Below are 24,145 nucleotides of genomic sequence, written 5' to 3'. Positions count from 1 at the left end.
GCGCCATGTCCGCTTACATGGCGCAGTGCCCCAGTAATATACTCAGGCTTGGGTCTTGCGAAATATTGATTTCTGGGTCAATTTTTGCGAGTCCGATTTTTCTCGTGCCGGAGTGATCCATGATCGTTGACCGTCAAGGCAGGCGTTTCCGTAATCTGCGGATCAGCCTGACCTCAGCCTGCAACTACGCCTGTACCTACTGCGTGCCTGACGGCAAGCGGTTGGTGGCTGCGCAGGATGAACTGTCAGCCGAAGCCATGGCGCGCGGCGTGGCCTATTTGATCGAGGCCGCCGGTATCGAGCGGCTGCGCATCACGGGCGGCGAGCCGCTGGTCAGCCCCAAGCTCGAGCGTTTCATGACGGCGGTGGGGCAGATGGGGCTGGAGGACATCAGCCTGACCACCAATGGCCAGTTGCTCGCGAAAAAACTGCCGTTGCTGGTGGATGCCGGTATCCGTCGCATCAACGTTTCCCTCGACACCCTGGACCCCGCCGCGTTTCGCAGTATCGCCCGTGGCGGCGACCTGGCGACCGTGCTCGATGGCATGGAACAGGCCCGGGCCGCCGGGATGAAGATCAAGGTCAACATGGTGCCGTTGCGCGGGCAAAACCTCGACCAGGTGATGCCGCTGCTTGAGTACTGCCTGGAACGTGGTTATGAGTTGCGTTTCATCGAGTTGATGCGCATGGGCCACCTGGCCAGCGATTCCAACGCCTTCCTGCAGCAGTTCGTCAGCCTTCAACAACTGCTCAGCCTGATCGGCGACCAGTACGAATACCTGCAGGCCGACGCGCCGGTGGACGCCACGGCGGTGCGTTATGAGATACCGGGGCTGGGGCACTTTGGCGTGATCGCCAACGAAAGCGTGCCTTTTTGCCGTACCTGTTCGCGACTGCGGCTGTCTTCCACGGGCTGGCTGCACGGCTGCCTGTCGTCGAGTAACCGTCACTTCGTCGGTGATCTTCTGGACAAGCCACGGCATCAGGCCTTGCCGGCGCTTCAGCGCTTGTTGGTCAAGGCGCTGGGGGACAAGCAGGAAGTGGCGTTCTCCGGCGGTGCGACCATCATGAAAATCATTGGCGGCTGATCGGACCTTTCCTGGCTTGAGTCTGTAGGAGCTGGCGAAGCCTGCGATTTTTTGATCTTTCGCTTGGGATTCAAGTGTCTGGGGAAAGATCGCAGCCTCGTTGCACTCGACAGCTCCTACGGGCGCAGCCCAGCGGGAGCAAGCTCCCTCGCCACAGGTATTCCAAGGCGCAACCCCAATCATCCTGCGAGCTGGCGCAAAAGCTGCATCCCACGACCATTCGCCGGTTTTCCGACACCGGTCTTTGGAGGAATAGGATGCGTAGCCTGGTTTTGCTGCTGGCCGTTTTGGTGCTTGGCGGTTGCATGAATGTCAGCGACATGGGGGAGGGCGTTCGTTATCACATGAGTGATGCCGGTCTGCTGGACCATAGCGAAAGCCGTCGTGTGAACAACCTGCGAATCCAGCCCGACTCGTTCATCTACATTGCCCAGGGCGCCTTCGCTCCGCCGGGCAGTGCCTATCCACGTCCCAATGTCGTGGCCGAAGAAGCCTTCAATGGCTTTATCGAATATTTCCCCATGGTCCGTCGCGCCCGTGTTCCCGAAGGCCTCGATCAGGCGATGGGCGAAGCCCGTGCCGCCGGTGCCCATTACCTGTTGTACACCCGGTTCGCCAAGGCCGATAACCGCATCGGCAACTCCGACGAATGGCTGGATGAAGAAGCCGTGGATCGCCTGGGTGTCGATACCGGCGTGATTCAAATCATGTTGATCGAGACCAGCACCCAGTATTTGATTGATACTGCACGGATCAAGAGTCGTGGCGGTTTACTGACGTTCCACGACAAGCAACCCCAAGACCTCATCGCCGCGCCGCTGCGTGAATATGCCCGCAGCCTGCTGGGGATGAGCGACCAGTAACTACGAGGAGTCACCATGAGCGGACCGCAAAAAGCCAATGACTTGCTGGGGCAGATCCCCAAGACCAAAGGCCTGCCGCCGGTCCACTTGTGGAACCCCGACTTCTGCGGCGACATCGACATGCGCATCGCCCGGGACGGCACCTGGTACTACCTGGGTACGCCTATCGGACGAAAACCGATGGTCAAGCTGTTCTCCACCATCATCCGCCGCGACGGCGATGATTATTTCCTGATCACCCCCGTGGAAAAGGTCGGCATCAAGGTCGATGACGCGCCGTTCGTGGCCGTGACCCTGGAGGTGGAAGGGCAGGGGGAAGGACAATTGTTGCGCTTCACCACCAATGTCGAGGAAACCACCGAGGCCGGCGCCGAGCACCCGCTGCGGGTGGAGATCGATCCCCAGACCCAGGAACCGGCGCCCTACGTGCATGTGCGCAGCAACCTCGAAGCACTGATCCACCGCAACGTGTTCTATCAACTGGTGGAGCTGGCGGTCAGTCGCGAGATCGATGGGCAGCGCTGGCTGGGTGTGTGGAGCGGCGGCGAGTTTTTCCCTATCGGCCTGGAACCCTGACCCCTTGTAGGAGTGAGGGTTGATCCAACATCCGCGTCGGCTGAAGGATCGCTATCGCGAGCAAGCTCGCTCCCACAGTGGATTTGGGGTGCCAGCAATATCTAGTGTGCGCCACCAAACCCTGTGGGAGCGAGCTTGCTCGCGAAGGCGCCGGTGCATTCAACACCTTCTCAACTGACCCACCGCTTTCGCGAGCAAGCCCGCTCCCAAAGTTATGCAAAATTCAAATTGACACCCAATCGTATGATGATTAGCGTGGGCGCCTAACAAAAAAATGCCCGCGGGGTTTTCATGTCCAGCAGTTTTCACGCATCGACCGTCGATTGGCTGGGGGGCTGGATCGCCGCTGGCCAGGTCAAGCCTGGGCAAACCATCAAGGTCGAAGCGGACTTGGGCGAGCAACTGGGCGTCAGTCGCACAGTGATTCGCGAGGCGATCAAGACCCTGGTGGCCAAAGGCATGCTGGAAGTCGGGCCGAAAGTCGGCACGCGGGTATTGCCGGTGCGCCGCTGGAACCTGTTCGACCCTCAAGTGGTGGGCTGGCTGTCACGCAGCGGCCTGCCGGAAAACTTCGTCGACGACTTGCTGGACTTGCGCCGTACCATCGAGCCGATGGCGGTGCGCTGGGCCTGTGAGCGGGCCACGGCCGATCAGGTACAGGCGATCCGCCTGGCCTACCATGCCCTGGAACGGGCAGTGGACAGCGGCGCAGACTACAACCGCGCCGACCAGTTTTTCCATGAGTGCATCCTGGCCGCCAGCCATAATCAATTCATCGAACAGATGGTCCCGGCCCTCGGTGCATTGCTGGCGGTGTCGTTCGAGGTGTCGGCGGCCGACCCGGATGAACTGCGCCGCACCTTGCCCATCCACAAGGACATCGCCGACGCCATCGCCGCCCGTGACGCGGCCCGGGGTGTCTGGGCCTGCATGACCCTGATCGATAACGCTGACCTGGCGATCAAACGCTTTTACCCCAATGTCATGGCCGGTCGAACAGACGCCGCCGGGCAAGTCGGGAACGGGAGGTTTCAATGAAGTGGACGGCTGTGACGGAACACCGGGCGAAGTTGGGCGAGGGGCCCTTCTGGGATGCGCCAACCCAAGCGTTGTATTGGGTCGATATCGCCGGCAAGCAGGCACTGCGGCTGATCGGCGCCAATGTGGAGATCTGGCAGATGCCCGAGCATGTGTCCGCCTTCATACCGACCCAGAGTGGCGATGCACTGGTGACCCTGAGCAGTGGCGTCTATCGCCTCGATCTTGATTCGCCGGGCCTGGAGCCGCGCCTGACGCTGCTGTGCATGGCCGACCCCCAACTGGGTAATCGTGCCAATGAGGCCCGTTGCGATGCCCTGGGCCAACTCTGGCTCGGCACCATGCAGAACAACATCGGTGCCGACGGCGAGGACTTGCCGATCGAGCAACGGTCCGGTGGCCTGTTTCGCGTCGGTGGCGACGGTCGGGTCATGCCCTTGTTGCGCGGGCTGGGCATCCCTAACACCTTGCTCTGGAGCCCCGATGGCACCACGGTGTATTTCGGCGACAGCCTGGACGGCACGGTGTATCGGCACTTTATCTATCCGGAAGGCAACCTCGCGCCGGCCGAGGTCTGGTTCGGCCCACACCCGCGTGGCGGCCCGGATGGCTCGGCGATGGACGCCCGGGGCTATATCTGGAACGCCCGCTGGGACGGCAGTTGCCTGCTGCGGCTGACGCCGGACGGGCAGGTCGACCGGGTGATCGAATTACCCGTCAGCCGACCGACCAGTTGTGTGTTCGGCGGCGAAGACCTCAAGACGTTGTACATCACCAGCGCGGCGAGCCCCTTGGGTCATCCGCTGGACGGTGCGGTGCTGTCGATGCGTGTCGATGTGCCTGGCGTGGCCTGTACAAGGTTCGCGGGGTAATCCCAGAATATGGGATGTAAATATATATATTGAGATTGTTTGGCGGCCGGGTTTATAGTCGGCTCCATCGGCAATACGCACTCACACTAAAAAAACAAAACAGGTGAAGTGATGCAACGATCTTTCCCCGTACGCCCCGGCGGCGTACGCCGGCCACTGTTCTTCCAAGCGCCTTTGCGCCGGTCATCCGTGGATGCCCGGTTTTCGTCGTGCCCGCACGCAGGAGCCTTGAGCCATGGCTGAGCCCTTGGTCTTGCCGCCCGTGCCGGAGCCCCCGAAGGGCGAACGCCTGAAAGACAAGGTCGTGCTGTTGACCGGCGCTGCCCAAGGCATTGGCGAAGCCATCGTCGCGGCATTCGCTTCGCAGCAGGCCCGACTGGTGATCAGTGACATCCAGGCGCAGAAAGTCGAGGCGGTGGCCGCCCACTGGCGTGAACGCGGGGCCGATGTGCAAGCGTTGCAGGCCGATGTGTCGAAGCAGCAGGACTTGCAGGCCATGGCCCGTCGCGCCGTCGAGCTGCACGGTCGCATCGATGTGCTGGTCAACTGCGCCGGCGTCAATGTCTTCCGTGACCCGCTGGAAATGACCGAAGAGGACTGGCGCCGCTGCTTCGCCATCGACCTGGATGGCGCCTGGTACGGTTGCAAGGCGGTGCTGCCACAGATGATCGAGCAGGGCGTGGGCAGCATCATCAACATTGCCTCCGTCCATTCGTCCCACATCATTCCCGGCTGTTTCCCTTACCCGGTGGCCAAGCACGGCCTGCTCGGCCTGACTCGCGCCCTGGGCATCGAATACGCGCCCAAAGGGGTACGCGTCAATGCCATCGCGCCGGGTTACATCGAGACCCAGCTGAACGTCGACTACTGGAACGGCTTTGCCGATCCCCACGCCGAACGCCAACGTGCGCTGGATATGCACCCGCCACGGCGCGTCGGGCAACCGATCGAAGTGGCAATGACGGCCGTGTTCCTGGCCAGTGACGAAGCACCGTTTATCAATGCCTCATGCATCACCATCGATGGAGGACGTTCAGTCATGTACCACGACTGAATATTCCTGGATTGCAGTGGGAAACTTCGCCTGTAATCCAATCATCATACGATATGACTATTTAGGCCTATGCTGTGTAGCAACTTGATGTAACCGCCCAGCCTGCGCATTTCCACCGACGGTGGAGCAGACCCTGGACGTTTGGCTTTCAATAAAAAAAACAAGGAGTCAACTATGAAACATCGTCGTGGGATCCGTTCCCTGTGTCGCGCCGCCCTGGCGGTTACCGCGGTCAGCCTCAGCAGCCACTTGCTGGCGGCCGATGCGGTAAAAATTGGTTTTCTGGTCAAACAGGCGGAGGAGCCCTGGTTCCAGACCGAATGGGCATTCGCCGAGAAAGCGGCCAAGGACAAAGGCTTTGAATTGATCAAGATCGCCGTGCCCGACGGCGAGAAAACCCTCTCGGCCATCGACAGCCTGGCCGCCAACGGTGCCAAGGGCTTCGTGATCTGCCCGCCGGACGTGTCCCTCGGCCCAGCCATCATGGCCAAGGCCAAGCTCAACGATCTCAAGGTAATTGCCGTGGACGACCGTTTCGTCGACGCCAACGGCAAGTTCATGGAAGACGTGCCGTACCTGGGCATGGCCGCGTTCGAGGTGGGCCAGAAGCAGGGCGCCGCCATGGCCGCTGAAGCGAAGAAGCGTAATTGGGAGTGGAAAGATACCTACGCGGTGATCAACACCTTCAACGAGCTGGATACCGGCAAGAAGCGCACCGACGGTTCGGTCGATGCCCTGAAGAAGGCCGGGATGCCGGAAGACCATATCCTGTTTACGGCGCTCAAGACCCTCGACGTACCCGGCAGCATGGACTCCACCAACTCGGCGTTGGTGAAGCTGCCAAGCGCTGCGAAGAACCTGATCATTGGTGGCATGAACGACAACACCGTGCTGGGCGGCGTGCGCGCCACCGAAGCGGCCGGGTTCAAGGCAGCCAATGTGATTGGTATCGGCATCAACGGCACCGACGCCATCGGCGAGCTCAAGAAACCCAATAGTGGCTTCTTCGGTTCGATGCTGCCAAGCCCGCACATCGAAGGCTACAAGACCGCCGAAATGATGTACGAGTGGATCACCACCGGCAAGGAACCGCCGAAGTACACCGCCATGGACGAGGTGACGCTGATCACCCGGGAGAACTTCAAGCAGGAGCTGGAAAAGATCGGCCTGTGGAACTGACGGTCGGTTGATTCAAAAGCGGCCCTGGCCACATGAGTGGCGGGGTCGCTTGATCTCTGTAAGTTCGAGGTGGTTATGCAAGCGCAAACAGCGACACGGCAACACAACATCGGCGGCAGCTTGCGGTTCAACGGGATCGGCAAATCCTTTCCCGGCGTGCAGGCGCTGGCCAATATCAGTTTCGTCGCGCATCCGGGGCAGGTGCATGCCTTGATGGGCGAGAACGGCGCGGGCAAGTCCACGTTGCTGAAGATCCTCGGTGGCGCCTACATCCCAAGCAGTGGCGACCTGCAGATCGGCGAACAGACGATGGCCTTCAAAGGCACCGCCGACAGCATTGCCAGCGGGGTGGCGGTGATTCACCAGGAGCTGCACCTGGTGCCGGAAATGACCGTTGCGGAAAACTTGTTTCTCGGCCATTTGCCGGCGCGTTTCGGCCTGGTCAACCGTGGTGTGCTGCGCCAGCAGGCGCTGGCGCTGCTCAAAGGCCTGGCCGACGAAATCGACCCGCAGGAAAAAGTCGGTCGCCTGTCCCTCGGCCAACGGCAATTGGTGGAAATCGCCAAGGCCTTGTCCCGTGGCGCCCATGTCATTGCCTTCGACGAACCCACCAGTAGCCTGTCGGCCCGGGAAATCGACCGTTTGATGGCGATCATCGCCCGCTTGCGAGACGAGGGCAAAGTGGTGCTGTACGTCAGCCACCGCATGGAAGAGGTGTTCCGTATCTGTAATGCGGTGACCGTGTTCAAGGACGGTCGTTATGTCCGGACCTTCGAGAACATGAGCGAGCTGACCCACGATCAGTTGGTCACGTGCATGGTCGGCCGCGATATCCAGGACATCTATGATTACCGTCCTCGGGAACGCGGCGATGTGGCGCTGCAAGTGAAGGGCCTGCTGGGGCCGGGCTTGCGCGAACCGGTGAGTTTCCAGGTGCACAAGGGCGAGATCCTCGGCTTGTTCGGGTTGGTCGGCGCCGGTCGTACCGAGCTGTTTCGCTTGCTCAGTGGCCTGGAGCGCCAGAGCGAGGGCAGCCTGGTCCTGCACGGCCAGGAACTGAAATTGCGTTCGCCACGGGATGCCATCGCCGCTGGCGTGCTGCTGTGCCCGGAAGATCGCAAAAAGGAAGGCATCATCCCGTTGGGCAGCGTAGGCGAGAACATCAACATCAGCGCCCGACCGTCCCACTCGACCCTCGGCTGCCTGCTGCGCGGTGATTGGGAGCGGGGCAATGCCGACAAGCAGATCAAGTCGCTGAAGGTGAAGACGCCGGCGGCCAGCCAGAAAATCATGTACCTGTCCGGCGGCAATCAACAGAAGGCGATTCTCGGTCGCTGGCTGTCGATGCCGATGAAAGTCCTGCTGCTGGACGAACCGACCCGTGGCATCGACATCGGCGCCAAGGCGGAGATCTACCAGATTATCCACAACCTGGCGGCGGACGGCATCGCGGTGATCGTGGTGTCCAGCGACCTGATGGAAGTGATGGGCATTTCCGACCGAATCCTGGTGCTTTGCGAAGGGGCCATGCGTGGCGAACTGCCGCGCGACCAGGCCAACGAATCCAACCTGTTGCAACTGGCGCTGCCGCGCCAACGCGTTGCCGACGCGGCGAACTGAGAGGTAAATCATGACCATTCAAAACAATGCACTGCCAACGGCACGCAAACCACTGGACCTGCGTCGCTTCCTGGATGACTGGGTCATGCTGCTGGCGGCCATCGGGATCTTCGTGCTTTGCACCCTGATGATTGACAACTTCCTGTCGCCGCTGAACATGCGCGGCCTGGGCCTGGCGATCTCCACCACCGGTATCGCGGCCTGCACCATGTTGTATTGCCTGGCGTCCGGGCACTTCGACTTGTCGGTCGGTTCGGTGATTGCCTGTGCCGGCGTCGTCGCGGCGGTGGTGATGCGCGACACCAACAGCGTGTTCCTCGGCGTCAGCGCGGCGCTGGCGATGGGGCTGATCGTTGGCCTGATCAACGGCATCGTGATCGCCAAGCTGCGGGTCAATGCCTTGATCACTACCCTGGCGACGATGCAGATCGTCCGCGGCCTGGCCTACATCTTTGCCAACGGCAAGGCGGTGGGTGTGTCCCAGGAATCGTTCTTCGTGTTCGGCAATGGTCAATTGTTCGGCGTGCCAGTGCCGATTCTGATCACCATCGTCTGCTTCCTGTTTTTCGGCTGGCTGCTGAACTACACCACTTACGGGCGCAACACCATGGCCATCGGTGGCAACCAGGAAGCGGCGTTGCTGGCGGGGGTCAATGTTGATCGCACCAAGATCATCATCTTCGCCGTGCATGGCCTGATCGGCGCCCTGGCTGGGGTTATCCTGGCGTCGCGCATGACCTCGGGCCAGCCGATGATCGGCCAGGGCTTCGAGTTGACCGTGATCTCGGCCTGCGTGCTGGGCGGGGTGTCGTTGAGCGGCGGCATCGGCATGATTCGCCACGTCATCGCCGGCGTGCTGATTTTGGCGATCATTGAAAACGCGATGAACCTGAAGAACATCGACACCTTCTACCAATACGTCATCCGCGGCTCGATCCTGTTGCTGGCGGTGGTGATTGACCGGTTGAAGCAGCGCTAGGCAGTAGGGATTACTGGCGACTGACCTGCCGCCATCGCGAGCAAGCTCGCTCCCACAGGGTTTTTAGTGTCAGGCTCAGGACCTTGGCACAGCGCAGAACCAGTGTGGGAGCGAGCCTGCTCGCGAAGGCGTCGACACATCCAACACCTCCATAGCTGACCCACCGCTTTCGCGAGCAAGCTCGGCTCCCACAGGGTTTTGTGTCAGGGGCAGAAACCTCGGCACGACCCAGACCCTATGTGGGAGCGAGCCTGCTCGCGATGGCGTCCTCCCTGACGCCAACCATCACCCGGCCTTGCGCAACGCTTCGACCAGCTCCTGCTTGCGCATCTTCGAACGTCCGGGAATGTTTTTCGCCCGGGCTTCCTTCATCAAGCTGTCCACCGTCTGGGCCCCATGGGAGGCTTTGCTGGTGCGTGGGTGGCCCTCGCGGGTCTTGGCGGCGCGGCGGGCTGATTCCTTGCGGTCGTTTTTCTTGGCCGCCGCTGGTTTTTCCTTGCCTGAGCCACCGGAGCGTTCGCCGCCACCGGACTGCTTGTTCACCGTCGCCCAGGCCCGAGCTTCGGCCTTGCCCTCCGACACACCTTTTTGCTCATAACTTTCTTCGATGTGCTCGGCCTTGCGTTTTTGCTTGTCGGTGTATTTGTCTTTGCTTCCACGAGGCATGGGATGTTCCTCCTCAAATGTCCGGGCAGAGGCTACTGGCTGGCGGCGCCACCTTCGGAACCCGAGCCACCGGTCGTGGTTTTCGAGCCCACCCCGGTCTCGGCGTTATCCGGTGCGGTGGAGTCCGGCGTATTCATGCCACCCTGGCGCCCGGTGTCATTCCCCTGCACGCGTGGATCGGTGCCGGTGGCCGGTGGCTGGCCATTGTTCAGGCTACCGCCACCGGTGCCGTCGGTGTTCAACTTGGGCAGGCCTTGCGTGGCAGGGGAGTTTGGCGCTTGCACGGGGTCGGTTGGCCCAGTGCCGTCGGTAGAGGCCGCGAAGGCCACCGAGGACAGCAGCGCGGCGAAGGTGAATGCGGTCAGCCTTGAAGTGATCATGGGTGTCGCCTCCATTTTTCAGAATGCTTACCCGATCTTGGGCCTTGGCTGCTTGGCGTTGGTGCCTTGGGCGCGACGAATGGCAGTTTTGGGAAGAGGCGTGCGCCCGCGATCAAATAGTTGGATCGGTATGTGACGAGCGCCGCGCAGCGGCTTAGTATGGCGCTTTCAATTGGCTACAAGGCCTGTTCATGTCGATCGAGATCCGTCCTGCGCAACCCAGCGATGCGCCTCAAATCCTTGCCTTCATTACCGAGTTGGCCGATTACGAAAAAGCCCGCCACGAAGTCATCGCCAGTGTGACCGACATCGAGCGCAGCCTGTTCAGCGAAGGCGCGACCGCCCACGGCCTGATCTGCCTGCGTGACGGCGTGCCGATCGGTTTCGCGGTGTTTTTCTTCAGCTATTCCACCTGGCTGGGCAGCAACTGCCTGTACCTCGAAGACCTTTACATCACGCCGGAGCAGCGCGGTGGCGGGGCAGGGAAGACCCTGTTGCGCCACCTGGCGAAGATCGCCTGCGACAACGATTGCGGCCGCTTCGAATGGAGCGTGCTGGACTGGAACACGCCGGCCATCGATTTCTATAAATCCCTCGGCGCGCAACCCCAGGAGGAATGGGTGCGCTACCGAATGGATGGCAAGGTACTGCGGGATTTTGCCAACGGCAATTGATCACGCGTATGAGTCGGACGCGTACTCGACAAATCCGGGGCGCTGTTCGAGTCGCTTGCAATAGGCGGCTACCGCTGGATAGTCCGGGCGTTCCATCGGTGTCTGGCGCCAGCGGTGTGCGGACAGGCCAATGAGCACGTCGGCGAGAGAAAAGTCCGCGCCGGCCACGTAAGCGCCGGTGTGTTTCAGCTGTTGTTCCAGTAATCCCATTTTTTCGTTCCAGCCTTTGACGCCGGCGGCGATGAGTTGGGGGTCCTGGAAATCCGGGTGTTTGCGCACCAGTCCGTAAAACGCATCGCCCCACGACGGATTGAGCTCGGTGGCTTGCCAGTCCATCCACTGTTCAATGCGCGCCCGGGCGGCAGGCTCGACAGGCAGCAGATCGTCGCGTCCATGCTTACCCACCAGATAGCGGCAAATGGTGTTCGACTCCCAGAGCACACCGTTCTCATCGATGATCACCGGTACCTGGGCATTGGGATTCAACGCCAGGAATGCCGGGTCGTGGGTCGAGGCAAAGCCGATACCCCAGTCTTCGCGTTCGTAGGCGATGTCCAGTTCCTGGCAGGTCCATAACACTTTTCTGACGTTGATCGAGGAAGTGCGACCGAGGATTTTCAGCAATTGTTCCATCACTTTTTCCCTGAGTTGTCTGGCGTCCGTTCAGAAACGTAGCAGGGTCTTGGATGGATGGCGACGGTTTTGCCGTTATCGTCGTGATCCCAATATGTGGGAGTGATATTTATATATTGAGATTGTATCCCTCCCAGGTTTATAGTCCGTTCCACTCACTGCCAAAAAACAAAACAGGTGAAGCGGATGCAGGCGCAATTGATCGCGCTCGATTGGGGGACCACCTCATTACGGGCTTACAAACTCGCAGCCGGTGGCGAGGTGCTCGAGCAGCGTTCGCTGTCGACGGGGATCATGCAGTTGCCCTCCGGGCCACGAACCGTGGCCGGCCGGGTCTGCATCGACGGTTTCGAGCTGGCCTTCGACGAGGCCTGCGGCGACTGGCTCGATGCTCAACCGGGCTTGCCTGTGATTGCCTGCGGCATGGTGGGCAGTGCTCAGGGCTGGCGAGAAGCGCCTTACTGCGACACACCCGCCAACGTTGCCAATCTCGGACATTCCCTACAAACCGTTCGCAGCCTTCGCGGCGTCGATGTGCACATCGTGCCCGGCGTGATCCAGCGTTCACGTTTGCCCAATGTCATGCGCGGCGAAGAAACCCAAGTGCTCGGTGCCTTGCACAGCCTGCCGGATGAAGCGGTGCTGATCGGCCTGCCTGGCAGTCATTCGAAATGGGTGGAAGTGGCCGATGGCTGCATTGTGCATTTCGATACCTTCATGACCGGCGAGATCTTCGCCGTCCTCAGTGACCACAGCATTCTCGGCCGCACCCAGCAACGGGGGACGACCTTCGATGGCGTGGCCTTTGACCGTGGCGTGCAGGTGGCGCTGTCGGTGGACGGCCAGATCGGCCCGTTGTCCACCGTGTTCAGCGCCCGCAGCCTGGGCTTGACCGGCGAGTTGGTGGCCAGTGCCCAGGCGGATTACCTCTCGGGCCTGTTGATCGGCCATGAGCTGGCGGCGCTGGCCGAAGTGCAGCGCCGTCGCCGCGACAGCCTGCACCTGCCGACGGTGGTGCTGATCGGCAACTCCCAACTCTGTGTCCGTTATCAACGGGCCCTCGACGCCTGCGGCTTCGCCCGGGTGGTCCTGGCCGAACAGGCCACCGAACGCGGTTTGTGGCAACTGGCCGTGGCGGCCGGGTTGCTCGATTCCACCGCCCCCTGAACCTGACTGGAGGTCTGACATGCTCACACAAGCACTGGCGCACAACGGGTTGATCGCGATCCTGCGTGGCTTGCGTCCCGAAGAGGCGGCGGCCATCGGCGAGGTCCTGTACAGCGCCGGATTTCGTGTCATCGAAGTGCCGCTCAATTCCCCCGAACCGTACGAAAGTATCCGCATCCTGCGCAGTACCTTGCCCGCCGATTGCCTGATCGGTGCCGGCACCGTGCTCACGCCGGAACAGGTCGGGCAGGTGAAAGCCGCTGGCGGCCAAGTGATCGTCATGCCCCACAGCGACCCGAAGGTGCTGCGTGCGGCGAAAGCGGCGGGCTTGTACCTGTCGCCCGGCGTCGCCACGCCCACCGAAGCCTTTGCCGCGCTGGCCGAAGGCGCCCACGTACTGAAGATGTTTCCCGCCGAGCAAATGGGCCCGGCGGTGGTCAAGGCCTGGCTCGCGGTGTTGCCGGCCGGGACCGTGCTGGTGCCGGTGGGCGGGATTACGCCGGACAACATGGCGGTGTTCGTCGAAGCCGGCGTCAAGGGTTTCGGCCTCGGTTCCGGGCTGTTCAAGCCGGGCCTGACAGTGGATGAAGTGGCGGTACGCGCCAAGGCCTACGTGGCCGCATGGAATGCCTTGAACTGAAGATTTTTCCAGCGCCCCGCGCGCTGCATCTGACAAGAGAGACAACAAGATGAAAATTACCAAGCTGACCACGTTTATCGTTCCGCCGCGCTGGTGCTTCCTCAAGGTCGAAACCGACGAGGGCGTGACCGGTTGGGGCGAGCCCGTGGTCGAGGGCCGTGCCCACACGGTGGCGGCGGCTGTCGAGGAATTGTCCGACTACCTGATCGGCAAAGACCCACGCAACATCGAAGACATCTGGACCGTGCTCTATCGCGGCGGCTTCTACCGCGGCGGCGCCATCCACATGAGCGCCCTGGCCGGTATCGACCAGGCGTTGTGGGACATCAAGGGCAAGGCCCTCGGTGTGTCGGTCAGCGATTTGCTGGGCGGCCAGGTGCGGGACAAGATCCGTGTGTATTCGTGGATCGGCGGCGACCGGCCAGCGGACACCGCCCGCGCGGCGAAAGAGGCTGTAGGGCGGGGCTTCACCGCGGTGAAAATGAATGGCACCGAAGAGTTGCAGTTTCTCGACACCTTCGAAAAAGTCGACCTGGCCCTGGCCAACGTGGCGGCGGTGCGCGATGCGGTCGGGCCGAACGTCGGTATTGGCGTGGACTTCCACGGCCGCGTGCACAAGCCGATGGCCAAGGTGCTGATGAAGGAACTCGACCCTTACAAACTGATGTTTATCGAAGAGCCGGTACTCAGCGAAAACTACGAAGCCCTCAAGGAATTGGCGCCGCTGACCAGCACCCCGATTGCCCTCGGCGAGCGGTTGTTCTCGCGCTGGGACTTCAAGCGCGTACTCAGCGAAGGCTACGTGGACATCATCCAGCCAGATGCGTCCCACGCCGGCGGCATCACCGAAACCCGCAAGATCGCCAACATGGCCGAGGCCTACGACGTGGCGCTGGCGCTGCACTGCCCGCTGGGTCCCATCGCCCTGGCGGCGTGCCTGCAACTGGACGCGGTCTGCTACAACGCGTTCATCCAGGAGCAGAGCCTGGGCATCCACTACAACGAGAGCAACGACCTGCTGGATTACATCAAGGATCCGCAGGTGTTCGACTACGACAAGGGCTTCGTGAAGATCCCGAACGGCCCGGGCCTGGGCATCGAGATCAACGAGGAATACGTCATCGAACGCGCGGCCATCGGCCACCGCTGGCGCAACCCGATCTGGCGCCATGCCGATGGCAGTTTTGCCGAGTGGTGAGTCACGCCTGACCCACCCAAGATCCCTGTGGGCCTGTGGTGAATGCAAAGCCCATGAGCGCCACAGACCCCCTGTGGGAGCGAGCTTGCTCGCGATGGCAATGTTTCAGTCACACATGCGCCAACTGATACACCGTCATCGCGAGCAAGCTCGCTCCCACAGTTTGATCTTCGCAGGCAGGGAGATCTTCTTCGGTACGCCCGTTCCTCAATAAACATAAAAAGAGGCACCTCACATGCAAGCGCACACCCTGAGCGCGCAGGCGTCGTTGGTGACGCCTAGCCGCAAGCGTTTTTTCATCATGGTCCTGCTGTTCATCACCGTGGTGATCAATTACCTGGACCGCAGTAACCTCTCGATTGCCGCCCCCGCGCTGACCAGTGACCTGGGCATCGACCCGATCCACGTCGGGCTGATTTTCTCCGCGTTCGGCTGGACCTACGCCGCCATGCAGATTCCCGGCGGCTGGCTGGTGGACCGGGTGCCGCCGCGCATCCTCTACAGCGTGGCGTTGCTGCTGTGGTCGGTGGCTACGGTGATGCTGGGGTTCGTCTCCAGTTTCATCGCGTTGTTCGTGCTGCGCATGGCCGTCGGTGCCTTGGAAGCGCCGGCCTATCCAATCAACAGCCGCGTGGTGACGACCTGGTTTCCCGAGCGCGAGCGGGCCACGGCCATCGGTTTCTACACGTCCGGGCAATTCGTCGGGCTGGCTTTCCTGACCCCGGTATTGGCTTGGCTGCAACACACCTTCGGTTGGCACATGGTGTTTGTCGCCACAGGCGCGGTGGGCATTCTCTGGGCAGTGATCTGGTACGCGGTGTATCGCGAGCCGCGGGATTTCAAAGGCGCCAACACCGCCGAAATCGAGCTGATCCGCGAAGGCGGCGGGCTGGTGGACATCCAGGCCGAGACCGCCAAGGTCAAGGCCAAGTTCAGCTGGACCGACCTGGGCATCGTCCTGACCCAACGCAAGTTGTGGGGCATCTACCTGGGGCAGTTCTGCCTCAACTCCACGCTGTGGTTTTTCCTGACGTGGTTTCCAACCTACCTGGTGAAATATCGCGGCATGGACTTCATCAAGTCTGGCTTGCTGGCGTCGTTGCCGTTCCTCGCGGCGTTTGTCGGCGTGCTGTGCTCCGGGTTCTTCTCCGACTGGCTGATTCGCCGCGGCGCCACGGTGGGCTTTGCCCGCAAACTGCCGATCATTGGTGGGCTGTTGATCTCCACGGCGATCATTGGTGCCAACTATGTCGAATCGACGCCGCTGGTGATCGCCTTCCTGGCCCTGGCGTTCTTCGGCAATGGCCTGGCGTCGATCACGTGGTCGCTGGTTTCCACCTTGGCACCGGCGCGATTGCTCGGGTTGACCGGCGGGGTGTTCAACTTCATCGGTAACCTGGCGGCCATCGCCACGCCGATTGTCATTGGCTTCCTCGCCAGCGGCGATTCGTTTGCCCCGGCCATTACCTATATCGCTGTCCTGGCATTGGCTGGCGCGCTGTCCTACATCCTGCTGGTCGGGAAGGTCGAGCGCATCGAGTTGTAGTCCGACGGGGCGGGCGACCATAATGCCGCCCGTTCCCCGCTCACTGTTGAAGGTCGGCTATGCAGCAAGACGATCCAAAAATCACCAAGGACGCCGCGCCTACCGGCACGCAGACATTGCTGCGTGGCCTGGGCGTGGTCCAGGCGGTCGCCAGTGGCGCCCGCGACTTGAAGGAAATCGCCCGGCTGATCGGCACCACCCGCAGCACCACCCATCGCCTGGCCAGTTGCCTGGTGGACGAGCGTTACCTGCGCGTGGTGCCGCAAGTGGGTTATTTGCTGGGGCCGAAGTTGATCGAACTGGGTTTCCAGGCCCGGGAAGAGCTGCCCCTGGTGAGCCTGGCGGGGCCGTACCTGGACGAGCTGTCGGCGCTGACCGGGGACACCGTTCACCTGGCGATTCGCGAGGGCGACGAAGTCTTGTACCTGTTGAAGAATCCGGGGCGCAACGGCCCGGAGATGCGCTCGCGCGTAGGCCATCGCATGCCGTTGGCACGCACCGGGATCGGCAAGGCGCTGATGCTCGATGATTCTCAGGAACAATGGAAGCGGCTGTATGAAATCAGCCTGCCGGCGGGAGGGAAAAATCAGTTCTGGCCCCAGCATCAGGAGCAATCCTGGGAACAGTTCCAGCAACGGATGGTGGAATACGTGGCGGGGGGCTATGCCTTCGACCTGGAAGACAACGAACCGTCGATTCGCTGTGTGGCGGCGCCGATTCGAGACGCCGGCAAGCGCATCGTCGCCGGTATCAGCATCGCCAGCACCGTGCCGTACATGCCGCTGGAGAAGATGGCCGAGCTGATTCCCCTGGTCAAAGGGGTCACAGCCCGGCTGTCGGCGGAGCTGGGCGCCAAGGTCTGACGAGCGTCAGGCCTTGAGCGTCGCCATGTCGATGACGAAGCGGTACTTCACATCCCCGGCGATCATGCGGCTGTAGGCCTCGTTGATCTGGCGGATGTCGAGCATTTCAATGTCGCAACTGATGTCGTGCTCGGCGCAGAAATCCAGCATTTCCTGGGTTTCTGCGATACCGCCGATCAGCGAGCCGGCCAGCACTCGGCGACCCATGATCAGCTTTGCCGCGTGTACCGGTGGGTCGACCGGCTCGACCAGGCCCACGATGATGTGTACACCGTCGAAATGCAGCGTGTCGAGGTAGGGATTGAGGTCGTGCTGCACCGGGATGGTGTCCAGCAGGAAATTGAAACGTCCGGCGGCAGCCGCCATCTGTTCGGCGTCGGTGGACACGATCACATGGTCCGCGCCCTGACGACGGGCTTCTTCAGCCTTGCTCGCCGAGCGGGTGAACAACGTCACTTCTGCGCCCATGGCCTTGGCGAACTTGATGCCCATGTGGCCCAGGCCGCCCATGCCCAGCACGCCGACCTTGTCGCCAGCCTTCACGCCGTAGTGTTTGAGGGGCGAATAAGTGGTGATGCCGGCGCACAGCAGCGGCGCAGCGCTGGCTGGGTCGAGTGTTTGCGGGATGCGCAGCACAAAGTGCTCGCTGACCACGATGCTGTCGGAATAACCGCCCATGGTGTGGCCACCGCTGACCCGGTCCGGGCTGGCGTAGGTCTGGGTCATGCCTTCGAAGCAGTATTGCTCCAAGTTAGCCCGGCAGGCTTCGCACTCGCGGCATGAGTCGACCATACAGCCCACACCGACCAAGTCGCCGACTTTGTGAGCGGTAACATTCGCACCGACGGCGGTGACCTTTCCGATGATTTCGTGGCCGGGCATCAGCGGGTAGACGGCAATGCCCCATTCATTGCGGGCCTGGTGGATGTCGGAGTGGCAGACCCCGCAGTAGAGAATATCGATCGCCACATCGTCGGCTCGCGGGCTGCGACGCTCGAACTTCATGGGGGCGAGGGGAGTGGTGGCTGATTGGGCGGCGTAGCCGATGGCTGTGTACATGATGGACCTCGCTGAGCAGTGAACGGTGAGGGAATCCATTCTGGGAGTCATGGCGGCAGGCGGCGATGGCGATTCCTCCGCCTGTCATGCCTAATCCTCCGGCGTTGGCCAGGATTTGATTCCATGTGACGCCAGACCTGCGATGATGGTTTCATCCCATTTTCCGTGAAGTTTTCGACCATGTTGTTGACCCGCCATCTCGATGCCAACGCCACGCTGGTTTCACTGATAGAACCCTTGGCGACCCGCGACGGTTTCGTCCCTACGCGACTGCCTGGCGTGCACGCGCTGCGTGCCAGCCAGGACGTCGCTCGTGGCCCGCAGCTCTACGAACCGAGCCTGGTGATCATTGCCCAAGGCAGCAAACTGGCCTACCTGGGGCCACGCACAATGGAATATGGCGCCGGGCATTATCTGATCCAGGCCTTGCCGGTGCCGTTCGAATGCGAAACCTACGCCATGCCCAATGCTCCGCTGTATGGCGTTTCCGTTGCGATCGACCGGGCGATGTTGGGGGAATTGGTGCTTTCCATGGGGTTGATGCCAGGGCGGAATCTGCCGCCCCAGACACCGGAATCCATGACCTGCGCTGTGCTCGATGACGCCATGCGTGGGTGTGTCGAACGCTTGTTGCGCTGCCTGCACGATCCGCTGGAGTGCCAAGTCATGGGCCAGGCACGGTTGCGGGAGTTGCTGTTCGTCGCGTTGCGCGGTCCCCAGGCTGATGTGCTGCGGGCGCTGGTGGAGCAGCAAGGCCAGTTCGCCCGGATTGCCGCGGCCCTGAGCCATCTGCATGCGCATTTCACCGAACCGCTGAACGTCGAGACCTTGGCCAGTTGCGCGAACATGAGCGCTTCGACCTTCCATGAGCATTTCAAGCGCAGCACCTTGCTGTCGCCGGTGCAATACCTCAAGCGGTTGCGCCTGCTCAAGGCCCAGCGCCTGCTGATGTGCGAGGGCATGAGTGTGGCCCACGTCGCGCACCAGGTGGGGTATCAGAGCCCGTCGCAGTTCAGTCGCGAATACAAGCGCTACTTCGAGCGCAATCCCGGGGAAGAGCGCGCGGCCTGAGCTTTTGAATGTCCCTTGTGGGAGCGAGCTTGCTCGCGATAGCGGTGTATCAGTCGACATCTTTGTTGAATGAACAATCGCTATCGCGAGCAAGCTCGCTCCCACATGGGGTTGCGGTGTTTTTTGAATCGGGGGCAACAAAAAGGCCCCCATTGCGGGAGCCTCGATGTTCGGCGTATCGGCTTACATGTTCGGGTAAGTCGGCCCGCCAGCGCCTTCCGGCGATACCCAGGTGATGTTCTGCGCAGGGTCCTTGATGTCGCAGGTCTTGCAGTGGACGCAGTTCTGGGCGTTGATCTGGAAGCGCTTCTCGCCGTCTTCCTTGGTGACCACTTCGTACACGCCAGCCGGGCAGTAGCGCTGGGCCGGTTCATCGTACAACGGCAGGTTCTTGCTGATCGGGATGCTCGGGTCGGTCAGCTTCAGGTGGCAGGGTTGTTCTTCTTCGTGGTTGGTACCGGAGATGAACACCGAGCTGAGTTTGTCGAAGCTGATCTTGCCGTCTGGTTTCGGGTAGTCGATCTTCTTGCAATCGGCCGCCAGTTTCAGGCACGCGTAGTCGGGCTTGTTGTCATGCAGGGTGAACGGAATCTTGCCGCCGAAGATGTTCTGGTCGAGCCAGTTGAAACCGCCACCCATGATCGCGCCGAACTTGTGAATCGCTGCACCGAAGTTGCGGCTGGCGAACAACTCTTCGTATAGCCAGCTGTTCTTGAAGCTGTCGACGTAGGCGGTCAGTTCATCACCGCCTTCGGACTCGGCGAACAGGCGATCGGCCACGGCCTCGGCGGCGAGCATGCCGGATTTCATGGCGGTGTGGCTGCCCTTGATCTTGGCGAAGTTCAGGGTGCCAAGGTCGCAACCGATCAGCGCACCGCCCTTGAAGACCATTTTCGGCAGCGAGTTCAGGCCGCCCTTGCAGATGGCACGGGCGCCGTAGCTGACGCGCTTGCCGCCTTCCAGGTACTGCTTGAGCACCGGGTGGTGCTTGAGGCGCTGGAACTCGTCGAACGGCGACAGGAAGGTGTTGCTGTAGGACAGGTCGATAATCAGGCCGACCACCACCTGGTTGTTTTCCAGGTGATAGAGGAAGGAACCGCCGGTGTTCTCGGTGCCCATGATGTCCAGCGGCCAGCCAGCAGTGTGCACCACCAGGCCGGGTTGATGCTTGGCCGGGTCGATTTCCCAGATTTCCTTCAGGCCGATGCCGTAGTGCTGGGCGTCGGCCTCGCTGTCCAGGTTGAAGCGCTTGATCAGTTGCTTGCCGATGTGCCCACGGCAGCCTTCGGCGAATAGCGTGTATTTGCCACGCAATTCCATGCCGGGGGTGTAGAGGCCTTCCTTTGGATTGCCTTCGCGGTCGACACCCAAGTCGCCGGTGATGATTCCGCGAACCACGCCGTTTTCGTCGAATAGCGCTTCCTGGGCGGCGAAGCCCGGGTAGATTTCCACGCCCAGGTTCTCGGCTTGCTGGGCCAGCCAGCGGCACAGGTTGCCCAGCGAAATAATATAGTTGCCTTCGTTGTGCATGGTCTTGGGCACAAAGAAGTCAGGGATTTTGCTCGCGGCCTCGGCGTTTCTCAGGACATAAATGTCATCGCGTACGACGGGCGTGTTCAACGGTGCGCCGAGTTCTTTCCAGTCCGGGAACAGCTCATTCAAGGCGCGGGGCTCGAACACCGCGCCGGAGAGGATGTGCGCGCCGACTTCGGAACCTTTTTCGACCACGCAGACGCTGATTTCCTTACCGGCTTCGGCGGCCTTCTGTTTCAGTCGGCAAGCGGCAGACAGGCCAGCGGGGCCGGCACCGACGATGACCACGTCGAATTCCATGTATTCGCGTTCCACAGGCTATCTCCTACTCAAGGCTCACAGTTTTTCTAATTGGAGGTTTGGCGTTGCATCCGTTGTTTCCTTCGCGAAAAGCGACGAAAGCGGCAATGGATGAAACACGGGTCTCTCTTAAGCGGCGCATTATATCTACACCACTCTCAGGGTCCAATACAAACGTTTGTTTGAAATTGCCGCAGCCCAGATAAATCACTGACGTACGGCTTATGACTGACCATTTTGCCGTATTGACCGGAATAGGCGTTCCGGTCAAGATACGGGCGGTTTTGCGCTCGCCGTAGGCTGACTGTTGGTTCCAAGAGCACCTCTAAAGACAGGGCGAAGGCAGCACAAAGTGACGTATTGCGTGGTTCTGAGGCGCAGTTTACACGCCGCGATAATGAATGACTCATCGGTCATCACTGACGAATGGTCTTCACTCCCGTGAGCTGGGTCATGTGTGGTTCATGCCGGCGTTTTTAGAGGTGCCCTTGCGCCCATGAGCATCAACCGCCAGGTTCGCCTAGGCGACTTTTTTTCACCGGAGAGTAACGAGGAATCCATGAAGGTTCTTGTAGCTGTCAAACGAGTGGTCGACTATAACGTCAAGGTTCGCGTCAAGGCGGACAACTCCGGCGTCGACCTCGCCAACGTCAAGATGTCGATGAACCCCTTCTGCGAAATCGCCGTGGAAGAAGCCGTCCGCCTGAAAGAGAAAGGCGTGGCAACGGAAATCGTCGTCGTCTCCATCGGCCCGACCACCGCCCAGGAACAACTGCGCACCGCGCTGGCCCTGGGTGCCGATCGCGCCATCCTCGTCGAATCCGCCGAAGACCTGACCTCCCTGGCCGTGGCCAAGCTGCTCAAGGCCGTCGTTGACAAGGAACAGCCATCGCTGGTGATCCTCGGCAAACAGGCCATCGACAGCGACAACAACCAGACCGGCCAGATGCTCGCGGCATTGAGCGGCTACGGTCAGGGCACCTTCGCGTCCAAAGTCGAAGTGTCCGGCGACAGCGTTGCCGTGACCCGCGAGATCGACGGCGGCGCGCAGACCGTTTCCCTGAAACTGCCGGCCATCGTCACCACCGACCTGCGTTTGAACGAGCCGCGCTATGCGTCGTTGCCAAACATCATGAAAGCCAAGAAGAAGCCGCTTGAAGTGCTGACTCCGGATGCTTTGGGTGTTTCCACCGCCTCCACCAACAGGACCGTCAAAGTCGAAGCGCCGGCTGCACGCAGCGCGGGCATCAAGGTCAAGTCGGTGGCTGAACTGGTCGAGAAACTGAAAAACGAAGCGAAGGTAATCTGACTATGACTATCTTGGTAATCGCCGAACACGATAACAAGGCGCTGGCTCCGGCCACGCTGAACACCGTTGCAGCCGCTGCCAAAATCGGTGGTGACGTGCACGTCCTGGTGGCTGGGCAGGGCGCAAGCGCCGTTGCCGAAGCCGCTGCGAAAATCGCTGGCGTGGTAAAAGTGCTGTCGGCCGACAACGCCGCCTACGCTCACCAGTTGCCGGAAAACGTTGCGCCGCTGGTAGCTGAGCTGGGCAAGGGCTACAGCCACATCCTGGCTGCCGCCACCTCGAACGGCAAAAACATCCTGCCGCGCGTTGCTGCCGCACTGGACGTCGACCAGATCTCCGAGATCATCTCGGTAGAAAGCGCTGACACCTTCAAGCGTCCGATCTACGCCGGCAACGCCATTGCCACCGTGCAATCGACCGCTGCGATCAAGGTCATCACCGTCCGTGCCACCGGTTTCGACCCGGTTGCCGCCGAAGGTGGCTCGGCTGCCGTTGAAGCCGTAGGCGCTGCTCACGACGCGGGCATCTCCAGTTTCGTCAACGAAGAACTGGCCAAGTCCGACCGTCCTGAACTGACCGCTGCCAAGATCGTCGTTTCCGGCGGTCGCGGCATGCAGAACGGTGACAACTTCAAGCACCTGTACGCCCTGGCCGACAAGCTGGGCGCCGCCGTCGGTGCTTCCCGCGCCGCGGTCGACGCCGGTTTCGTGCCGAACGACATGCAGGTCGGCCAGACCGGCAAGATCGTTGCGCCACAGCTGTACATCGCCGTCGGTATCTCTGGCGCGATCCAGCACCTGGCCGGCATGAAAGACTCCAAGGTGATCGTTGCGATCAACAAGGATGAAGAAGCGCCGATCTTCCAGGTGGCCGACTATGGCCTGGTAGCGGACTTGTTCGAAGCCATCCCTGAGCTGGAGAAGCTGGTCTAATCCGGCGTCTTCACTTATAAAGAGCCCGGCCCTTTGGCCGGGCTTTTTATTTTCCGCATCAGAGGAGCTTATCGCCATGGATCTGCGTCGCTTGACCGGCTGGTCGTTGCTGTGGGCGTTGGCGTTCGTGCCGGGCCTGTCTTTCGCCGCCGGCAAATGTGAACGACTGATCGCCACCGGCAGCCCGGACGCACCGCCTTACCTCTGGCAAGACCCTCAAGACCCCAAGCACCTGATCGGTGCCGGTGCCGATCTGCTGGCGCACGTCGCGGCGGAGCTGGGGATCAAAATCGAACTGCTGTATGCCGGCAAGCGCGCCCAGGCGCTGGACGAAGTGCGCAGTGGGCGCATGGACCTGCTCACCGACGCTCCGCTGACCGCCACCGGGCTTGACGCGTTGGATTACGTTCATCCGCCCTTGCTGGAAAACGATTACCTGGTCTGGACACGCAAGGACTCGAGCCTGGTCATCAACCAGCCCGAAGATCTTCACGGTCACTCCGGCGCATTGTCGGAAAAGTCTCGCATGACCCAAGGATTTGGCGTCTTTGCCGAGCAGAAATTATCCCTGGTGCGCACGCCCAACCTGACCCAGGCCTTTCAGAAATTGCTGTTGGGAGAGGTGGAATATGTTCTGGCAGGGCGCTATTCGGGCCTGGCGATGGCGCAGACACTGGGGATGGCCAGCGACCTGCAAGCCGCATCGCAACCGGTGGACAGGCCCGGGCTGTTCCTCGCGGTTTCCCATAACTCCGCCTGCAATGACCCATGGTTACGCGGACAGCTGGCGCAAAAGATGACAGAATTGGCCGCGTCCGGTCTGACAGAGGCTGTGTTGCAGCGCAATCTCGAGCGTTGGAACACACAGTTGCAGCCACCTGTCAGTGCCCCCAAACAGTAGGGAA

Annotated in this window: 24 protein-coding genes; 19 read left to right on the top strand and 5 right to left on the bottom strand. The window is 61.2% G+C overall.

Annotation, left to right across the window (positions count from 1 at the left end; all coding sequences use genetic code 11):
• Positions 1-119 precede the first annotated feature (119 nt).
• The 9 genes from J3P85_RS20930 to araH all read left to right on the top strand — a co-directional run bounded on the left by J3P85_RS20930 (position 120) and on the right by araH (position 9,269).
• The gene (locus tag J3P85_RS20930; protein ID WP_003204238.1) at positions 120-1,088 is read left to right on the top strand and encodes a GTP 3',8-cyclase MoaA; all 969 of its coding nucleotides are present in this window, start codon (positions 120-122) and stop codon (positions 1,086-1,088) included.
• A gap of 257 nt (positions 1,089-1,345) precedes the next feature.
• Positions 1,346-1,951 carry a DUF4823 domain-containing protein gene (locus J3P85_RS20925; RefSeq protein WP_411385282.1) on the top strand — a complete coding sequence of 202 codons (606 nt, stop codon included), beginning with the start codon at positions 1,346-1,348 and terminating at the stop codon, positions 1,949-1,951.
• A 15-nt stretch (positions 1,952-1,966) separates the two neighbouring features.
• Positions 1,967-2,527: a DUF1285 domain-containing protein gene (locus tag J3P85_RS20920; protein WP_434703314.1), complete on the top strand. Its 561-nt coding sequence runs from the start codon at positions 1,967-1,969 to the stop codon at positions 2,525-2,527.
• A 291-nt stretch (positions 2,528-2,818) separates the two neighbouring features.
• Complete coding sequence (locus tag J3P85_RS20915) at positions 2,819-3,565, top strand: FadR/GntR family transcriptional regulator (RefSeq protein WP_060741242.1); 747 nt, start codon at positions 2,819-2,821, stop codon at positions 3,563-3,565.
• The gene (locus tag J3P85_RS20910; RefSeq protein WP_186707204.1) at positions 3,562-4,437 is read left to right on the top strand and encodes an SMP-30/gluconolactonase/LRE family protein; all 876 of its coding nucleotides are present in this window, start codon (positions 3,562-3,564) and stop codon (positions 4,435-4,437) included. Before J3P85_RS20915 ends, J3P85_RS20910 begins: the two co-directional genes overlap by 4 nt.
• Positions 4,438-4,672: 235 nt before the next feature.
• The gene (locus J3P85_RS20905) at positions 4,673-5,491 is read left to right on the top strand and encodes an SDR family oxidoreductase (RefSeq protein WP_186707205.1); all 819 of its coding nucleotides are present in this window, start codon (positions 4,673-4,675) and stop codon (positions 5,489-5,491) included.
• A 174-nt stretch (positions 5,492-5,665) separates the two neighbouring features.
• A complete protein-coding gene (locus J3P85_RS20900) occupies positions 5,666-6,670 on the top strand; it encodes a substrate-binding domain-containing protein (RefSeq protein WP_434703313.1) in 1,005 nt (334 codons plus the stop codon).
• Between the two features lie 75 nt (positions 6,671-6,745).
• Positions 6,746-8,290, top strand: coding sequence for an L-arabinose ABC transporter ATP-binding protein AraG (gene araG, locus J3P85_RS20895; protein ID WP_186707207.1), 1,545 nt, complete (start codon positions 6,746-6,748; stop codon positions 8,288-8,290).
• A gap of 10 nt (positions 8,291-8,300) precedes the next feature.
• Complete coding sequence (gene araH, locus J3P85_RS20890) at positions 8,301-9,269, top strand: L-arabinose ABC transporter permease AraH (RefSeq protein ID WP_025214842.1); 969 nt, start codon at positions 8,301-8,303, stop codon at positions 9,267-9,269.
• 285 nt (positions 9,270-9,554) lie between these two features.
• On the opposite strand, the gene J3P85_RS20885 is transcribed toward araH, so the two are convergent.
• Together J3P85_RS20885 and J3P85_RS20880 are read right to left on the bottom strand one after the other, a co-directional pair.
• Positions 9,555-9,935, bottom strand: coding sequence for a Rho termination factor N-terminal domain-containing protein (locus tag J3P85_RS20885; RefSeq protein WP_434703311.1), 381 nt, complete (start codon positions 9,933-9,935; stop codon positions 9,555-9,557).
• 32 nt (positions 9,936-9,967) lie between these two features.
• Complete coding sequence (locus J3P85_RS20880) at positions 9,968-10,315, bottom strand: hypothetical protein (protein WP_207964821.1); 348 nt, start codon at positions 10,313-10,315, stop codon at positions 9,968-9,970.
• 191 nt (positions 10,316-10,506) lie between these two features.
• Here J3P85_RS20880 and J3P85_RS20875 point away from each other — a divergent pair, with 191 nt between their 5' ends.
• Positions 10,507-10,989, top strand: coding sequence for a GNAT family N-acetyltransferase (locus J3P85_RS20875; protein WP_434703309.1), 483 nt, complete (start codon positions 10,507-10,509; stop codon positions 10,987-10,989).
• Here J3P85_RS20875 and J3P85_RS20870 read toward each other — a convergent pair whose 3' ends face one another.
• Positions 10,990-11,622, bottom strand: a complete 633-nt coding sequence (locus tag J3P85_RS20870) for a glutathione S-transferase family protein (RefSeq protein ID WP_434703308.1) — start codon at positions 11,620-11,622, stop codon at positions 10,990-10,992.
• A gap of 186 nt (positions 11,623-11,808) precedes the next feature.
• Here J3P85_RS20870 and J3P85_RS20865 point away from each other — a divergent pair, with 186 nt between their 5' ends.
• The 5 genes from J3P85_RS20865 (at position 11,809) to J3P85_RS20845 (ending at position 17,036) form a co-directional block, all read left to right on the top strand.
• The gene (locus tag J3P85_RS20865) at positions 11,809-12,789 is read left to right on the top strand and encodes a 2-dehydro-3-deoxygalactonokinase (RefSeq protein WP_434703307.1); all 981 of its coding nucleotides are present in this window, start codon (positions 11,809-11,811) and stop codon (positions 12,787-12,789) included.
• A 19-nt stretch (positions 12,790-12,808) separates the two neighbouring features.
• Positions 12,809-13,429: a 2-dehydro-3-deoxy-6-phosphogalactonate aldolase gene (locus tag J3P85_RS20860; RefSeq protein WP_434703306.1), complete on the top strand. Its 621-nt coding sequence runs from the start codon at positions 12,809-12,811 to the stop codon at positions 13,427-13,429.
• 49 nt (positions 13,430-13,478) lie between these two features.
• Complete coding sequence (gene dgoD, locus J3P85_RS20855; protein ID WP_186707213.1) at positions 13,479-14,627, top strand: galactonate dehydratase; 1,149 nt, start codon at positions 13,479-13,481, stop codon at positions 14,625-14,627.
• 235 nt (positions 14,628-14,862) lie between these two features.
• The gene (locus tag J3P85_RS20850; protein WP_434703305.1) at positions 14,863-16,173 is read left to right on the top strand and encodes an MFS transporter; all 1,311 of its coding nucleotides are present in this window, start codon (positions 14,863-14,865) and stop codon (positions 16,171-16,173) included.
• A 59-nt stretch (positions 16,174-16,232) separates the two neighbouring features.
• Complete coding sequence (locus tag J3P85_RS20845) at positions 16,233-17,036, top strand: IclR family transcriptional regulator (protein WP_013693986.1); 804 nt, start codon at positions 16,233-16,235, stop codon at positions 17,034-17,036.
• A 6-nt stretch (positions 17,037-17,042) separates the two neighbouring features.
• Here the strand turns inward: J3P85_RS20845 and J3P85_RS20840 are convergent, their stop codons facing one another.
• On the bottom strand, positions 17,043-18,095 hold the full coding sequence (locus tag J3P85_RS20840) for an NAD(P)-dependent alcohol dehydrogenase (RefSeq protein WP_434703304.1): 1,053 nt from the start codon (positions 18,093-18,095) through the stop codon (positions 17,043-17,045).
• Between the two features lie 180 nt (positions 18,096-18,275).
• Between J3P85_RS20840 and J3P85_RS20835 the strand changes: the two genes are divergently transcribed.
• Positions 18,276-19,166, top strand: coding sequence for an AraC family transcriptional regulator (locus J3P85_RS20835; protein ID WP_186730202.1), 891 nt, complete (start codon positions 18,276-18,278; stop codon positions 19,164-19,166).
• 183 nt (positions 19,167-19,349) lie between these two features.
• On the opposite strand, the gene J3P85_RS20830 is transcribed toward J3P85_RS20835, so the two are convergent.
• Positions 19,350-21,014: an electron transfer flavoprotein-ubiquinone oxidoreductase gene (locus tag J3P85_RS20830; protein ID WP_434703303.1), complete on the bottom strand. Its 1,665-nt coding sequence runs from the start codon at positions 21,012-21,014 to the stop codon at positions 19,350-19,352.
• A 544-nt stretch (positions 21,015-21,558) separates the two neighbouring features.
• Here J3P85_RS20830 and J3P85_RS20825 point away from each other — a divergent pair.
• From J3P85_RS20825 to J3P85_RS20815, 3 genes are all read left to right on the top strand, one after another.
• A complete protein-coding gene (locus J3P85_RS20825; RefSeq protein WP_434703302.1) occupies positions 21,559-22,308 on the top strand; it encodes an electron transfer flavoprotein subunit beta/FixA family protein in 750 nt (249 codons plus the stop codon).
• Positions 22,309-22,310: 2 nt separating this feature from the next.
• The gene (locus tag J3P85_RS20820) at positions 22,311-23,240 is read left to right on the top strand and encodes an electron transfer flavoprotein subunit alpha/FixB family protein (RefSeq protein ID WP_434703300.1); all 930 of its coding nucleotides are present in this window, start codon (positions 22,311-22,313) and stop codon (positions 23,238-23,240) included.
• Positions 23,241-23,316: 76 nt separating this feature from the next.
• Entirely contained in the window at positions 23,317-24,141 is an 825-nt protein-coding gene (locus tag J3P85_RS20815; RefSeq protein WP_434703298.1) for a substrate-binding periplasmic protein, read from the top strand.
• Positions 24,142-24,145: the final 4 nt, after the last annotated feature.

It is taken from the genome of Pseudomonas sp. Z1-12 (assembly GCF_051132015.1).
In the GTDB taxonomy this organism is placed as follows: Bacteria; Pseudomonadota; Gammaproteobacteria; order Pseudomonadales; family Pseudomonadaceae; genus Aquipseudomonas; species Aquipseudomonas zanjanensis.
The sequence above is the reverse complement of the archived record's forward strand: the minus strand, read 5'-3'. Positions and strand labels throughout refer to the sequence as shown.

What these genes read in the sequence shown, in the direction of transcription:
- J3P85_RS20930 (WP_003204238.1), top strand. Translation starts at nt 120, where the DNA reads ATGATCGTTGACCGTCAAGGCAGGCGTTTCCGTAATCTGCGGATCAGC.
- J3P85_RS20925 (WP_411385282.1), top strand. Translation starts at nt 1,346, where the DNA reads ATGCGTAGCCTGGTTTTGCTGCTGGCCGTTTTGGTGCTTGGCGGTTGC.
- J3P85_RS20920 (WP_434703314.1), top strand. Translation starts at nt 1,967, where the DNA reads ATGAGCGGACCGCAAAAAGCCAATGACTTGCTGGGGCAGATCCCCAAG.
- J3P85_RS20915 (WP_060741242.1), top strand. Translation starts at nt 2,819, where the DNA reads ATGTCCAGCAGTTTTCACGCATCGACCGTCGATTGGCTGGGGGGCTGG.
- J3P85_RS20910 (WP_186707204.1), top strand. Translation starts at nt 3,562, where the DNA reads ATGAAGTGGACGGCTGTGACGGAACACCGGGCGAAGTTGGGCGAGGGG.
- J3P85_RS20905 (WP_186707205.1), top strand. Translation starts at nt 4,673, where the DNA reads ATGGCTGAGCCCTTGGTCTTGCCGCCCGTGCCGGAGCCCCCGAAGGGC.
- J3P85_RS20900 (WP_434703313.1), top strand. Translation starts at nt 5,666, where the DNA reads ATGAAACATCGTCGTGGGATCCGTTCCCTGTGTCGCGCCGCCCTGGCG.
- araG (WP_186707207.1), top strand. Translation starts at nt 6,746, where the DNA reads ATGCAAGCGCAAACAGCGACACGGCAACACAACATCGGCGGCAGCTTG.
- araH (WP_025214842.1), top strand. Translation starts at nt 8,301, where the DNA reads ATGACCATTCAAAACAATGCACTGCCAACGGCACGCAAACCACTGGAC.
- J3P85_RS20885 (WP_434703311.1), bottom strand. Translation starts at nt 9,935, where the DNA reads ATGCCTCGTGGAAGCAAAGACAAATACACCGACAAGCAAAAACGCAAG.
- J3P85_RS20880 (WP_207964821.1), bottom strand. Translation starts at nt 10,315, where the DNA reads ATGATCACTTCAAGGCTGACCGCATTCACCTTCGCCGCGCTGCTGTCC.
- J3P85_RS20875 (WP_434703309.1), top strand. Translation starts at nt 10,507, where the DNA reads ATGTCGATCGAGATCCGTCCTGCGCAACCCAGCGATGCGCCTCAAATC.
- J3P85_RS20870 (WP_434703308.1), bottom strand. Translation starts at nt 11,622, where the DNA reads ATGGAACAATTGCTGAAAATCCTCGGTCGCACTTCCTCGATCAACGTC.
- J3P85_RS20865 (WP_434703307.1), top strand. Translation starts at nt 11,809, where the DNA reads ATGCAGGCGCAATTGATCGCGCTCGATTGGGGGACCACCTCATTACGG.
- J3P85_RS20860 (WP_434703306.1), top strand. Translation starts at nt 12,809, where the DNA reads ATGCTCACACAAGCACTGGCGCACAACGGGTTGATCGCGATCCTGCGT.
- dgoD (WP_186707213.1), top strand. Translation starts at nt 13,479, where the DNA reads ATGAAAATTACCAAGCTGACCACGTTTATCGTTCCGCCGCGCTGGTGC.
- J3P85_RS20850 (WP_434703305.1), top strand. Translation starts at nt 14,863, where the DNA reads ATGCAAGCGCACACCCTGAGCGCGCAGGCGTCGTTGGTGACGCCTAGC.
- J3P85_RS20845 (WP_013693986.1), top strand. Translation starts at nt 16,233, where the DNA reads ATGCAGCAAGACGATCCAAAAATCACCAAGGACGCCGCGCCTACCGGC.
- J3P85_RS20840 (WP_434703304.1), bottom strand. Translation starts at nt 18,095, where the DNA reads ATGTACACAGCCATCGGCTACGCCGCCCAATCAGCCACCACTCCCCTC.
- J3P85_RS20835 (WP_186730202.1), top strand. Translation starts at nt 18,276, where the DNA reads ATGTTGTTGACCCGCCATCTCGATGCCAACGCCACGCTGGTTTCACTG.
- J3P85_RS20825 (WP_434703302.1), top strand. Translation starts at nt 21,559, where the DNA reads ATGAAGGTTCTTGTAGCTGTCAAACGAGTGGTCGACTATAACGTCAAG.
- J3P85_RS20820 (WP_434703300.1), top strand. Translation starts at nt 22,311, where the DNA reads ATGACTATCTTGGTAATCGCCGAACACGATAACAAGGCGCTGGCTCCG.
- J3P85_RS20815 (WP_434703298.1), top strand. Translation starts at nt 23,317, where the DNA reads ATGGATCTGCGTCGCTTGACCGGCTGGTCGTTGCTGTGGGCGTTGGCG.